Consider the following 13,010-nt stretch of genomic DNA (forward strand, 5'->3'; position numbering starts at 1 on the left):
GGTCGACGGCGGGGCCCCGGGGTGGTGGGCCGGGGGTTCAGGTCACCATCGATACCAGCGACCGCGGCTGCCGCCCGCGGGGTTGGAGCGCATGACGAATCCGAGCAACCACAGCACCAGAACGGCGAGGGCCAGCCACCACAGCACCTTGACGGCGAATCCGGCGCCGAAAAGGATGACGGCGAGAAGCAGAACGAGTAGCAGGGGAACCATAGTTATCGACCTCCTGGGCTCCGTATGCCCTGCCTTTCCATCCTCATTCCTTGAAGAATTCTTGTTTATGAAGGGGGAGTCGGGGCACGAGCTGCCATCAGAGACCACTGCTTCTTAGCTTCGAGGAGGCGCGTTTCCATGACTGCCGGCGAGAAGGCCAAGGCGAAGGTCGAGCAGGCCAAGGGCAAGGGCAAGGAAGCCCTGGGGAGGGCCATCGGCAATGACCGGATGGCAGCCGAGGGGCGGGCGGAAAAGAGCATGGGCGATGCCCGCCAGGGCAAGGAGAAGACCAAGGACGCCTTCAAGCACTGATAACCGGTGCGCCCTTCGGATGGGGCCCTCCTGAATAGGAGGGCCCCATCCGGCGTTTGTCCGAGCCGTCAGTTGCCCGGCCGTCTCAGGCCCGGCACGGTCCACCCGGTTCGGCCGCCGGGGGCCGGTCGGGCGTCGCCGTGCCCGCGTGACCGGAACGATCGCGCGGAGCCCGCCTGAGCCGGAGCCCGCCTGAGCCGGAGCCGCGGCGCGACCGCCACGGCGTCACGGCGTCCGGCGGCGGATCTTGCTGCCGAGCCAGACAAGCGGGTCGTACTTGCGGTCCACCGCGCGCTCCTTCAGCGGGATCAGGGCGTTGTCGGTGATCTTGATGCCCTCGGGGCATACCTCCGTGCAGCACTTGGTGATGTTGCAGTAGCCCAGACCGTGCTCGTCCTGGGCGGTGCGCTTGCGGTCGAGTCCGGATTCGGCAGCGGCGTCCAGGGGGTGCATGTCCAGTTCCGCGACACGCATCAGGAAGCGGGGACCGGCGAAGGCGGTCTTGTTCTCCTCGTGGTCGCGCACCACATGGCAGGTGTCCTGGCACAGGAAGCACTCGATGCACTTGCGGAACTCCTGGGAGCGGTCCACGTCGGACTGCCGCATGCGGTACTCGCCCGGGGCCAGACCGGCGGGTGGGACGAAGGAAGGCACCTCGCGGGCCTTGGTGTAGTTGAAGGAGACGTCGGTGACCAGGTCGCGCAGCACGGGGAAGGCCCGCAGCGGGGTCACCGTGATGGTCTCCTCCTGTGAGAAGACGGACATCCGGGTCATGCACATCAGCCTGGGGCGCCCGTTGATCTCCGCGCTGCATGAACCGCACTTGCCGGCCTTGCAGTTCCAGCGCACCGCCAGATCGGGCGCCTGGGTGGCCTGAAGCCGGTGGATGATGTCCAGTACGACCTCACCGTCGTGGACCTCGACCGTGAAGTCCCTGAGATCGCCGCCCTCCTGGCCGCCTCGCCACACCCTGAACCGGGCGTCGTACGTGCTCATGCGTACAGCTCCTCTTCGGCGAGGTACTTGACCAGCTCCTCCTTCTCGAACAGGGCGAGCAGGTCGTTGCGGATGGGCTCGGTGGTCCTGCGGACGAGTTCGATCCGGCCCCGCGCCGGGTCGGTGGCCGCCGACGCGCCCGTGGGGTCCGCCAGTCGGCACAGCAGGTTGACGGCCCGCCACTCGCGGTCCATCACGGGGAAGTCCTCACGGGTGTGGCCGCCCCGGCTCTCGGTGCGTTCCAGCGCCGCGCGGGCGACGCATTCGCTGACCAGCAGCATGTTGCGCAGGTCCAGGGCGAGATGCCAGCCCGGGTTGAACTGCCGGTGTCCCTCGACCCCCGCCCACTGGGCGCGGACCCGGAGCTCGGCCAACTTTTCGAGCGCCTGAGCCATTTCGGGCTCGCGCCGGATGATGCCGACAAGGTCGTTCATGGACTGCTGGAGTTCCTGATGGAGGGTGTACGGGTTCTCTGGCACCGCGCCGGGCTCCGGTTTCGCCGCGCTGAACGGGCGCAGTGCCTCCGCCGCGGCCGTGTCGATCTGTGCCGGATCCACGGCCGGCCTGGCTCCGGCGGACTCCGCCGCGTACCGGGCGGCGTGCAGGCCCGCCCGGCGCCCGAACACCAGCAGGTCGGAGAGCGAGTTGCCGCCGAGCCGGTTGGAGCCGTGCATCCCGCCCGCGACCTCGCCCGCCGCGTAGAGTCCGGGGACACCGGCCGCGGCGGCGGTGTCGGAGTCGACCGCGACCCCGCCCATCACGTAGTGGCAGGTCGGCCCGACCTCCATCGCCTCCGCCGTGATGTCCACATCCGCCAGCTCCTTGAACTGGTGGTACATGGACGGCAGCCGGCGCCGGATCACCTCGGCGGGCATCCGGGTCGACACATCGAGGAACACCCCGCCGTGCGGGGAGCCGCGGCCCGCCTTCACCTCGGCGTTGATGGCACGGGCCACCTCGTCGCGGGGGAGCAGCTCGGGTGGGCGCCGGTTGTTGTCCGGGTCCTCGTACCAGCGGTCGCCCTCCTCCTCGGACTCCGCGTACTTCTCCTTGAAGACATCCGGGACGTAGTCGAACATGAACCGCTTGCCGTCGCTGTTGCGCAGCACCCCTCCGTCGCCACGCACCGACTCGGTGACGAGGATGCCCTTCACCGACGGCGGCCAGACCATTCCGGTCGGATGGAACTGCACGAACTCCATGTTGACCAGTGGAGCTCCGGCGAGCAGCGCCAGGGCATGCCCGTCGCCGGTGTATTCCCAGGAGTTCGACGTCACTTTGAAGGACTTGCCGATGCCGCCGGTGGCCAGCACCACCGAGGGTGCCTCCAGTACGAAGAAGCGGCCGGATTCGCGCTCGTAGCAGAAGACCCCCGAGACCCTGTCGCCGTCCTTCAGGACCCGTGTCACCGTGCACTCCTGGAAGACCTTCAGCCGGGCCTCGTAGTCGCCTGACTCGGCCTTGTCCTCCTGCTGGAGGGAGACGATCTTCTGCTGGAGGGTCCTGATCAGTTCCAGCCCGGTACGGTCGCCGACATGGGCGAGACGCGGATACTCATGGCCGCCGAAGTTGCGCTGGGAGATCCTCCCGTCCTTCGTGCGGTCGAACAGCGCGCCCCAGGTCTCCAGTTCCCAGACCCGCGCGGGCGCCTCCTGGGCGTGCAGCTCGGCCATCCGCCACTGGTTGAGGAACTTGCCGCCGCGCATGGTGTCGCGGAAGTGGACCTGCCAGTTGTCGTGGGCGTTCGCGTTGGCCATGGAGGCGGCGATGCCGCCCTCCGCCATGACCGTGTGCGCCTTGCCGAAGAGCGATTTGCAGATCACGGCGGTACGGGCGCCCTGCTCGCGAGCCTCGATGGCGGCACGCAGCCCCGCGCCTCCCGCGCCCACCACGACGACGTCCCACTCCTGGCGTTCCAGCTCGGTCATCGATGAGCACCTTTCCACCTAGAAGAAACGCGGGTCGGCGAAGGCGCCGCTGGCGAGCAGGTACACATAGAAGTCGGCGAGCGCCACGCTGGCCAGCGATGTCCAAGCGAGCAGCATGTGACGTTCGTTCAGCCGGCTGACCAGCCCCCACAGCCGGTAGCGCACCGGATGCCTGGAGAAGTGCTTCAGGCGCCCGCCGATGATGTGCCGGCAGGAGTGGCAGGACAGGGTGTAGGCCCAGATCAGCACGATGTTGACGAGGAAGACGAGGGTGCCGAGACCCATGTGGCCCCAGGCGTAGTGCTCATCGCGGAACGCCAGCACGGTGTCGTAGGTGAGGATGCCTGCGACCGGCAGCGCCAGATAGAAGAAGTAACGGTGGACGTTCTGGAGGATCAGCGGGAAGCGGGTCTCGCCCGTGTACTTCCGGTGCGGTTCGGCCACCGCGCAGGCCGGCGGTGAGGCCCAGAAACCCCGGTAGTAGGCCTTGCGGTAGTAGTAGCAGGTCAGCCGGAAGCCGAGCGGGAAGACCAGGATCAGCAGCGCGGGGGAGAGGGTCCACCAGCTTCCGAAGATCTCCCAGTTGGGCCCGCCCGGCATGGTCTCGCAGTTCTCGGCGAGGCAGGGGGAGTAGAACGGCGATACATAGGGCGCGGCGTGGTAGTCGCTGTTGGCGAAAGCCCGCCAGGTCGAGTAGACGATGAAGGCGAGCAGACCGGCCGCGGTGGCGGCGGGCGCCAGCCACCAGCGGTCGGTCCTGAGGTGGCGGGGGGCGATCGCGGCGCGTGAGGCGCCGTGCACACCGGTCCCGCCGTGGGCGTTATGAGGTTGGGTGCCTGTGGCCAACGAGGTCTCCTAGGACATGGCTTTCGGGAGCGATGGCGTACGGGGTACGCGGCACGCGAGCCTTGCGAGGTCCGGAGGAACGCCGGCCGTTACGGGGCGCGTCGGTCGCGCGCGCCCAGACCCTCGTCGTCCGAGTCCGTCCACAGGGTGCTGTCGTACGGGGTGTCGGGGATGGTCACCAGGGGCTCGGGTCGGTGGACCGACTGGGCGCGGGAGACGTCCTCGCGCAGCAGGCTCTGCTCCAGCCGGTGGACCGTACGGGCCAGGTCGTCGAGGCAGCGCTTGACCGCCGTCAAATCGTCCTGCACGGACATGTGTTGCCCTCACTTCCGCGGTCGCGGGTGGCATGCGGGTGTCTGGGGTCGCTCCCCAGAGGGCTCCTTGTGCGCCTGCGAGTGTCGCGCGTCACATCCCCTGTTGTGAAGGCGTGTGCACCGATTCCCGCGCGCGCCACCCGGAGGAGGGCATCCCCGGTGGGCCGCATGGGTGGGTTTAACGAGCCGTCCGCCGTGTCGGCGGCGTGGCGCTGCCCACCGTGCCTTTCAGTGTAGGCGGAATCAGTGTGATCATCGCCAAATTCCTGAGTCAGCCCAAACCAGGACGAAGAGGTACAGGCCATGCCCGACGTCGTCGCCGTCCGCCGGTCGCGCCGGACCCTGCGGTCCGCTCTCGCACTCCTCACCAGCGGGGTCATCGCGATGCCCGCGCTGGCCGGCTGCACCACGGCGCTGCCTGGGGTGAGCGAGAAGCAGGCACCCATGGACATCGGCGCCGCGGCCCCTGACCGGCTTGACGACGGAGGCACCCTGCGCTGGGCCGTCGACGCCGTGCCCGCCACCTTCAACGTCTTCCAGGCCGATGCCGACGCCGCGACCTCCCGGGTCACCGGTGCGGTACTCCCGGCCCTCTTCCGGCTCGACGGGCACGGTCGTCCGCAACGCGACGCGGACTACCTGGCGTCGGCCGAGATCACCGAGCGCGAGCCCAAGCAGGTCGTCGTCTACAAGCTCAGCGAGCGGGCGGTCTGGAGCAGCGGACGGCAGATCGGCGCTCCCGACTTCCTCGCCCAGTGGCAGGCGCTGAGCGGCAAGAACACCGCGTTCTGGAGTGCGCGCAACGCCGGCTACGACCGGATCGAGAAGATCGAGCGCGGCAGGAACGACCAGGAGGTCCGGGTCACCTTCGCCAAGCCCTACGCCGACTGGCAGGCCCTGTTCACCCCGCTCTACCCCAAGGAGGTCATGGGCGCTCCGGCGGCCTTCAACGAGGAGGTCCGCAACGCCCTGAAGACCACCGCGGGCCCCTTCATGCTCCAGTCCGCCGACCGTGAAGCGGGGACCCTGACCCTCGTCCGCAATCCGCGCTGGTGGGGCGAGCCCGCCCGGCTCGACTCGATCGTCCTGAAGGCCGTACCCCGCGACAAGCGCGCGACGGCACTCGCCGCCGGAACCATCGACGTGGCCGAGATCGACCGCAGCACCGCGGACCGGATCGCCGCAGCCGCACGGACCGGGAAGAACGGGCCCGCCGGGCGGTCCGCCGGCTCCCCGGATACCGGGTCCTCGTCCATGCCGACAGCCATGCCGACCTCGCCGGCCAAGGCCTACGGAGCCGACGAGGACGAGGCCGAGACGGCGCAGCTCGCCGGGGGACCGGGCGAGGCGGCGCTGGCGGCGTATCTGAAGGAGCAGACCGCACTGCGCGACTTCGTGGTCCGCAAGTCGCTGGAGCCCTCGTACACCCAGCTCGCGCTCAATGGCGAGTCCGGTCCGCTCTCGGACGAGCGGGTACGCCGCGCCGTGGCCCGCGCGCTGGACCGCGAGGCGCTCGCCGAGAGCGTGCTGGGGCCGCTGGGGCTGCCCGCGAAGCCGGTCGGCAGCCATGTCGCGCTCGTCGGGCAGCGGGCCTACGCCGACAGCAGCGCGGCACTCGGCGGCCATGACACAGAGGAGGCGCAGGCGCTGCTCGCCGATGCCGGCTGGACGCGCGAGGGCGCGCGCCAGAAGACCGACGACGGGACCAAGGCGGGCGCGGAGGCCGACGCCCAGCCCGCGCCGCAGGGGACGGGCGGGAAGAGCCCGGCGGTACCGACCCCGGCTGCGAAGTCCCCCGCCGCGCAGCGCTCCGGTGCCGGCGCGCCGGCCGGCGGGGCGGAACCCGGCGCCGAGTCGTCCGGTGGCGAGGCCGGGAGCGACCCCGGTGCCCGGGATCGGGTCGGGTCCGTCGGCGTAGGCCTCGGCGACCTGGACGGCTTCGAGACCGAATCCGATGACTCCGGGGATTCCGACAAGTCCGTCGACGCCGGTGAGTCAGACGAATCCGGCGGCTTCGGTGACTACGGCGCCTTCGGCGACGGCACGCGGGACGACGGGACGGGCGCCACCGACGACAAGCCGGGCGACGTGCTCCCCGGCCGTGAGGTCGGCTGGAACGTGCTGGCCCCCGCTCCCAGCGCCGCCGTGCAGCGCGCGGGGGTGGTACGCCAGGCGCACGCGCTGGACCGCGACGGCACCCGCGACCCGGAGGGGCGCCTCGGTGACGGCACCCGCGACGATTCCGCCGCAGGCGATGACGTGGACCGCTTCGGCCACGGGGACGGCAAGCAGGGCGGCGGCATGGCCGGGGCCTACGCCCCGATCGGCACCCGCGCCCCCGCGCCCGCGGGCACTGCCGGACATCCGGCCGGCGGCCCGCTCGGCAAGGACGGCGAGCCGCTCACGCTGAGGTTCGTGCTCCCCTCCGGGCCCGGTTCGGGGACCCTGCGCACCGTCGGCAACCGGATCGCCCGGATGCTGGACGAGGTCGGCATCCGCACCGAGATCACCAAGGTCGCCGACGAGAGCTACTTCAAGGACCACATCGCGTCCGGCGAGTACGACCTCGCCCTCTACTCCTGGCCCACCAGCGCCTTCCCCGCGACCGACGCCCGGCCGATCTTCGCGAAGCCCCGGCCGGCCGCCGACGGCTCCCTGCTGGTGGAGCAGAACTTCACCCGGGTCGGCACGGACCGTATCGACCAGCTCTTCGAGCGGGCCCTCTCGGAGCTCGACGAGAAGGAAGCGGTGGAGCTGGTGAAGCAGGCGGACGCGCACATCTGGGCAGCGGCCGGGTCCATCCCCCTCTACCAGCGGCCGCAGCTCGTGGCGGTAAGGAACAACCTCGCCAATGTCGGGGCCTTCGGCTACGCGTCGCCCCGCTACCAGGACATCGGTTTCAAGCAGCGGTGACCCACATCGCCGGGCGGGCCGGATGGCCGGCTTGCCCGGCTCCGTGCGGCCTCGGCGCCGTCGGCCGCGAGGGCGCCCGGCGGCGCCGCACTCCATGACGGCGGCCCAGGGTCTCCGGCCTGGGAGCACCATGTGCCGCGGCACCCCGTGCCATGGGACCCCACGCCCGGGAAGCCCCTTCCGCGGCGGCCCCGTACCATGGACACAGCCGTGGCGCGTCCGCCACGCGGGCGTACGAGCACACAGACGCCGCATCCCACGATCCGAGAGAAGCGCAAGCCACCCATGCCCACGCGCCACGACATCCGTAACGTAGCCATCGTCGCCCACGTCGACCACGGCAAGACGACCATCGTCGACGCCATGCTGAAGCAGGCTGGTGCCTTCGCGGCTCACCAGCTCGACTCCGTCGACGACCGCGTCATGGACTCGAACGACCTGGAGCGTGAGAAGGGCATCACGATCCTCGCCAAGAACACGGCGGTGAAGTACCACCCCAAGGACGGCGGGGCCCCGATCACGATCAACATCATCGACACCCCCGGCCACGCCGACTTCGGCGGCGAGGTCGAGCGCGGCCTGTCGATGGTCGACGGTGTCGTGCTGCTGGTGGACGCCTCCGAAGGCCCGCTGCCGCAGACCCGTTTCGTGCTGCGCAAGGCGCTCCAGCGGCGGATGCCCGTCATCCTCTGCATCAACAAGACGGACCGTCCGGACTCCCGTATCGACGAGGTCGTCAACGAGACCTACGACCTGTTCCTCGACCTGGACGCCGACGAGGACCAGATCGAGTTCCCGATCGTCTACGCCTGCGGTCGTGACGGCGTGGCCTCGCTGACCAAGCCGGAGGACGGCACGGTCCCGGCCGACAGCGAGAACCTGGAGCCGTTCTTCTCCACGATCCTGGACCACATCCCGGCGCCCACCTACGACGACGAGGCGCCGCTCCAGGCCCATGTCACCAACCTGGACGCCGACAACTTCCTCGGCCGTATCGCGCTTCTCCGGGTCGAGCAGGGCGAGCTCCGCAAGGGCCAGACCGTCGCCTGGATCAAGCGCGACGGCTCCGTCGCCAACGTCCGCATCTCCGAGCTGATGATGACCGAGGCGCTCACCCGCAAGCCGGCCGAGAAGGCGGGACCCGGTGACATCTGCGCCGTGGCCGGTATCCCCGAGATCATGATCGGCGAGACGCTGGCCGACCCGGAGAACCCGGTGGCGCTGCCGCTGATCACGGTGGACGAGCCCGCGATCTCCATGACCATCGGCACCAACACCTCGCCGCTGGTCGGCCGGGGCGGCACCGGCAAGGGCGCGGACAACAAGGCCGCGGTCAAGGACCGCAAGGTCACCGCCCGCCAGGTCAAGGACCGCCTGGACCGCGAGCTCATCGGTAACGTCTCGCTGCGCGTCCTGGACACCGAGCGCCCGGACGCCTGGGAGGTGCAGGGCCGCGGTGAGCTGGCGCTGGCCATTCTGGTCGAGCAGATGCGCCGTGAGGGCTTCGAGCTGACCATCGGCAAGCCGCAGGTGGTCACCAAGGAGGTCGACGGCAAGGTCCACGAGCCGGTCGAGCGTATGACGATCGACGTGCCCGAGGAGCACATGGGCGCCGTCACCCAGCTCATGGGTGTCCGCAAGGGCCGGATGGACAACATGTCCAACCACGGCTCGGGTTGGGTCCGCATGGAGTTCGTGGTCCCGTCCCGTGGCCTCATCGGCTTCCGTACGGAGTTCCTGACCAACACCCGCGGTACGGGTATCGCGCACTCGATCCACGAGGGCCACGAGCCCTGGTTCGGCACCCTGACGACCCGCAACAACGGTTCGCTGGTCGCGGACCGGTCCGGTGCGGTCACGGGCTTCGCGATGACGAACCTCCAGGAGCGCGGCGTCCTCTTCGTGGAGCCGGGCACCGAGGTCTACGAGGGCATGATCGTCGGCGAGAACTCCCGCTCCGACGACATGGACGTGAACATCACCAAGGAGAAGAAGCTCACCAACATGCGCTCCTCCACGGCCGACGTGGCGGAGTCCATCGTGCCGCCGCGCAAGCTGTCGCTGGAGCAGTCCCTGGAGTTCTGCCGGGACGACGAGTGCGTCGAGGTGACCCCGGAGGCCGTGCGCATCCGCAAGGTGAACCTGGATGCCCGCGAGCGCGCCCGCGCCGCCTCGCGCGCCAAGCACGGCTGATCGGCCGTCTGCCGGGCGGCTGACCGCCGGTACCCAGCCAACCTGACCGGCAAGAGCCCGGCCATCCTCAGTACCAGGATGGCCGGGCTCTTCGTCAACTATTTTTCGGCTCCGAACGTGACCCGTTGCATCCGTTTATCGAACGCGGCGCTCCGGAACATGTGTTAACGGTCCGTTTCGCGGGTGTCTGTCTGTGATCGCTTTGTCCGGATTTCGGTCAACGCGGGTCCGTCGATGTTGTCAAAACGAGACCCTTTAAGTGTGGTTTATAGCCCTCGGCTCCTTAATAGTTGGCTCCGTTGAGCTCGGGTCAATGGGTCAAGCGCTGTGGGGAGCGCCGACTCACGAGCACACTCCGGGTACTTGACAAGCACGCTGTCAGGGGTGTCAGCGCGCGTAGATCGATGCCTGTCTTGTTGTGACTAGTGGACTCATGAGGAGGAACCCATGCGTGGTGCCAAGAGCGCCAAGTGGGTAGCGGGCGCGATCGTCGTCGCCCTGGCAGCGACCGCCTGTGGCGGTGGCAAGGACAGCGGATCCGACGCCAAGGGCGAGGTGGACCCGAACGGGATCTACTCGGTCGAGCTCGGTGAGCCGGAGAAGCTCCTGCACACCGGCGACACGATGGAGTCCAACGGCTCCCTCGTCATGAACGGCCTGTTCTCGACCCTGGTCGATTACAAGGCCGACGGCTCGCTGGAGATGATCAACGCCGAGTCGCTCACCACCACTGACTCGAAGACGTGGACGGTGAAGCTCAAGCCGGGCTGGACCTTCCACGACGGCACCCCGGTGACCTCGAAGTCCTTCGTGGACGCGTGGAACTGGAACGCCAACATCAAGAACGCCATGGGCCTCGCCTCGTGGTTCGCCGACATCAAGGGCTTCGAGGCTCTGCACCCGGAGAAGGAAGGCGCCAAGCCGACCGGGGACAAGCTCGAGGGTCTGAAGATCGTCGACGACAACACCTTCACCGTCGAGCTGAAGAGCCCGGTTCCGGCCTTCGGTCACAAGCTTGCCTACATCCCCTTCGCGCCGCTGCCGGAGTCCTTCTACAAGGACCCCAAGGCCGCTGGCGAGAAGCCGGTCGGCAACGGTCCCTACAAGTTCGAGTCGTGGGACCACAAGAAGCAGATCAAGATCGTCCGCTACGACGCCTACAAGGGCCCGAACAAGGCGAAGAACGGCGGTGTGCTCTTCAAGAACTACACCACCCTCGAGGCCGCGTACGAGGACCTGAAGTCCGACAACGTCGACGTCCTGCGCCAGGTCGGCCCGAAGGACCTCCCGGTCTACCACCAGGACCTCGGTGACCGCGCCATTGACGCGGACCACTCCGCCATCCAGTCCATCGCGGTCGCGTTCTACGCGGACCAGTGGGCGAAGCCGAAGCCGGTCGACGTCAAGGTCATCCAGGGCCTGTCCATGGCCATCGACCGTGCCACCATCACCAAGACGGTGCTGCAGGGTACGCGTGAGCCGGCGACCGGCTGGGTCGCCAAGGGCGTCCTGGGCTTCCAGGAGAACGCCGCGGGCGACATCACCAAGTACGACCCGGCCAAGGCCAAGGAGCTCATCAAGGCCGGCGGTGGTGTTCCGAAGAACGCGATCACCATCCAGTTCAACGCGGACGGCGGCCACAAGGAGTGGGTCGACGCGGTCTGCAACAGCATCACCCAGGCCACCGGCGTCAAGTGCACCGGTGACAGCAAGCCGGACTTCCAGGCCGACCTGGCTGCTCGCAAGAGCCAGCAGGTCAAGTCCATGTACCGCTCGGCCTGGTCGCTGGACTACCCGATCAACGGCAACTTCCTGAGCGACCTGTACCGCACGGGTGCGGCGGGCAACCAGGGTGGCTTCTCGAACAAGGAGCTGGACGCCAAGCTCACGGCCGCCGAGAGCGCCGCGACGCTCGACGAGTCCGTGAAGCTGTTCCAGGAGGCCGAGAAGTCCCTGGTCAACTACATGCCGTCGATCCCGCTCTGGTACTACAAGGTCAACGCGGGCCACTCGGAGAAGGTCTCGGGCGTCAAGTACGACCAGGCCGGTGACCCGATCCTGACCGGCGTCGAGGTCAAGAAGTAATCAACCAGGCGTAGTCCGCTAGCCGCTGGGGGGGTGGGGGTGGCCCCACCCCCCCAACGGGCCCTTCGCAGTGGCGGGGGGGCCCTTCCGCGCCGCTCGCGTGCCCGAAAAGGCACGCGGTCGGCGGGGGAGGGCCTGTTGGCTGCGGCTGTCACATCTCAACGGAGGCATGATGGGGCGCTATGTCGCACGACGACTGCTCCAGATGATCCCGGTATTCCTCGGGACAACCTTTCTGATCTTCTTCATGGTCTACAGCCTGCCCGGCGACCCTGTGCTGGGCCTCTTCGGCGACAAGGGCGCCGACCCGGCGACGCTGGCCGCGAAGAGACGTGAACTGGGACTGGATCTGCCAATCTGGCAGCAGTACTGGAACTACATGATCGATATCATCCTGCATTTCGACTTCGGCAATCAGATCCGCAACGGACGGCCGGTCACCGAAGTGCTGGGCGATGCGTTCCCCATCACCTTGCAGCTCGCGGCCCTGGCCTTTGCCTTCGAGCTCGTCTTCGGTATCACGCTCGGCATCATCGGCGGCCTGAAGGCCGGCCGTCTCGCCGACAACGCGATCCTGATCTTCACCCTGCTGATCATCGCGATCCCGGTCTTCGTGCTCGGCTTCATCATCAAGGTGGTCTTCGCCTTCCAGCTCGGCTGGATCCAGCCGAACGTCAGCAACGACCAGTTGCTCTCCGAGATGATCGCCCCGGCCATTGTGCTTGGCAGCCTCTCTCTTGCCTATGTGGCCAGGCTCACGCGTACCTCCATGGCGGAGAACCTGCGTGCCGACTACATGCGCACGGCCGTCGCCAAGGGCCTGCCCAAGCGCCGCGTCATCGGTGTCCACCTGATGCGCAACTCGATGATCCCCGTCGTGACCTTCCTCGGCACCGACATCGGCGCCCTCATGGGCGGCGCGGTCGTTACCGAGGGAATCTTCAACGTCAAGGGCGTCGGTGGTCTCATCTACGAGTCCATCACCCGCCGAGAGGGCGCCACCCTGGTCGGCCTCGTCACCATCCTGGTGCTCGTCTACCTCGTCACCAGCCTGCTCATCGACCTGCTGTACGCGGTCCTGGACCCGAGGATCCGTTATGCCTGACGCGACCAAGACCGCCGCCGTGGCAGACGAAGCCGTCGACACCCCCTCCGTCGTCGCGGACACCGGCGCGCCGAAGCAGGAGAAGGCCCGCTCCCTGTGGGGCGA

The 13,010-nt window shown here is 68.4% G+C and carries 10 protein-coding genes; 5 read left to right on the plus strand and 5 right to left on the minus strand.

Going from position 1 to position 13,010, the window contains the following annotated elements:
• Positions 1-42: 42 nt before the first annotated feature.
• The gene (locus ACFWI9_RS19925) at positions 43-213 is read right to left on the minus strand and encodes a hydrophobic protein (protein WP_387163733.1); all 171 of its coding nucleotides are present in this window, start codon (positions 211-213) and stop codon (positions 43-45) included.
• A gap of 138 nt (positions 214-351) precedes the next feature.
• Here ACFWI9_RS19925 and ACFWI9_RS19930 point away from each other — a divergent pair, with 138 nt between their 5' ends.
• Complete coding sequence (locus ACFWI9_RS19930; RefSeq protein ID WP_387163735.1) at positions 352-525, plus strand: CsbD family protein; 174 nt, start codon at positions 352-354, stop codon at positions 523-525.
• Between the two features lie 225 nt (positions 526-750).
• Here the strand turns inward: ACFWI9_RS19930 and ACFWI9_RS19935 are convergent, their stop codons facing one another.
• The 4 genes from ACFWI9_RS19935 to ACFWI9_RS19950 form a co-directional block, all read right to left on the minus strand.
• Positions 751-1,521 (minus strand): succinate dehydrogenase/fumarate reductase iron-sulfur subunit, encoded by a 771-nt coding sequence (locus tag ACFWI9_RS19935; RefSeq protein ID WP_387163737.1) that lies wholly within the window; start codon positions 1,519-1,521, stop codon positions 751-753.
• On the minus strand, positions 1,518-3,449 hold the full coding sequence (locus ACFWI9_RS19940; protein ID WP_387163740.1) for a fumarate reductase/succinate dehydrogenase flavoprotein subunit: 1,932 nt from the start codon (positions 3,447-3,449) through the stop codon (positions 1,518-1,520). Before ACFWI9_RS19940 ends, ACFWI9_RS19935 begins: the two co-directional genes overlap by 4 nt.
• 18 nt (positions 3,450-3,467) lie before the next feature.
• Positions 3,468-4,295, minus strand: a complete 828-nt coding sequence (locus ACFWI9_RS19945) for a hypothetical protein (RefSeq protein ID WP_387163741.1) — start codon at positions 4,293-4,295, stop codon at positions 3,468-3,470.
• Positions 4,296-4,384: 89 nt separating this feature from the next.
• Positions 4,385-4,609 carry a hypothetical protein gene (locus ACFWI9_RS19950; RefSeq protein WP_387163742.1) on the minus strand — a complete coding sequence of 75 codons (225 nt, stop codon included), beginning with the start codon at positions 4,607-4,609 and terminating at the stop codon, positions 4,385-4,387.
• Between the two features lie 303 nt (positions 4,610-4,912).
• Here ACFWI9_RS19950 and ACFWI9_RS19955 point away from each other — a divergent pair, with 303 nt between their 5' ends.
• From ACFWI9_RS19955 to ACFWI9_RS19970, 4 genes are all read left to right on the plus strand, one after another.
• The gene (locus ACFWI9_RS19955; protein WP_387163744.1) at positions 4,913-7,522 is read left to right on the plus strand and encodes an ABC transporter substrate-binding protein; all 2,610 of its coding nucleotides are present in this window, start codon (positions 4,913-4,915) and stop codon (positions 7,520-7,522) included.
• A 285-nt stretch (positions 7,523-7,807) separates the two neighbouring features.
• Positions 7,808-9,715: a translational GTPase TypA gene (gene typA, locus ACFWI9_RS19960; RefSeq protein ID WP_387163746.1), complete on the plus strand. Its 1,908-nt coding sequence runs from the start codon at positions 7,808-7,810 to the stop codon at positions 9,713-9,715.
• 447 nt (positions 9,716-10,162) lie between these two features.
• A complete protein-coding gene (locus ACFWI9_RS19965; protein ID WP_387163747.1) occupies positions 10,163-11,800 on the plus strand; it encodes an ABC transporter substrate-binding protein in 1,638 nt (545 codons plus the stop codon).
• Between the two features lie 172 nt (positions 11,801-11,972).
• Positions 11,973-12,905, plus strand: a complete 933-nt coding sequence (locus ACFWI9_RS19970) for an ABC transporter permease (protein WP_387163785.1) — start codon at positions 11,973-11,975, stop codon at positions 12,903-12,905.
• The last annotated feature ends 105 nt before the right edge of the window (positions 12,906-13,010 follow it).

This window comes from Streptomyces sp. NPDC127084 (genome assembly GCF_042724175.1).
In the GTDB taxonomy this organism is placed as follows: domain Bacteria; phylum Actinomycetota; class Actinomycetes; order Streptomycetales; family Streptomycetaceae; genus Streptomyces.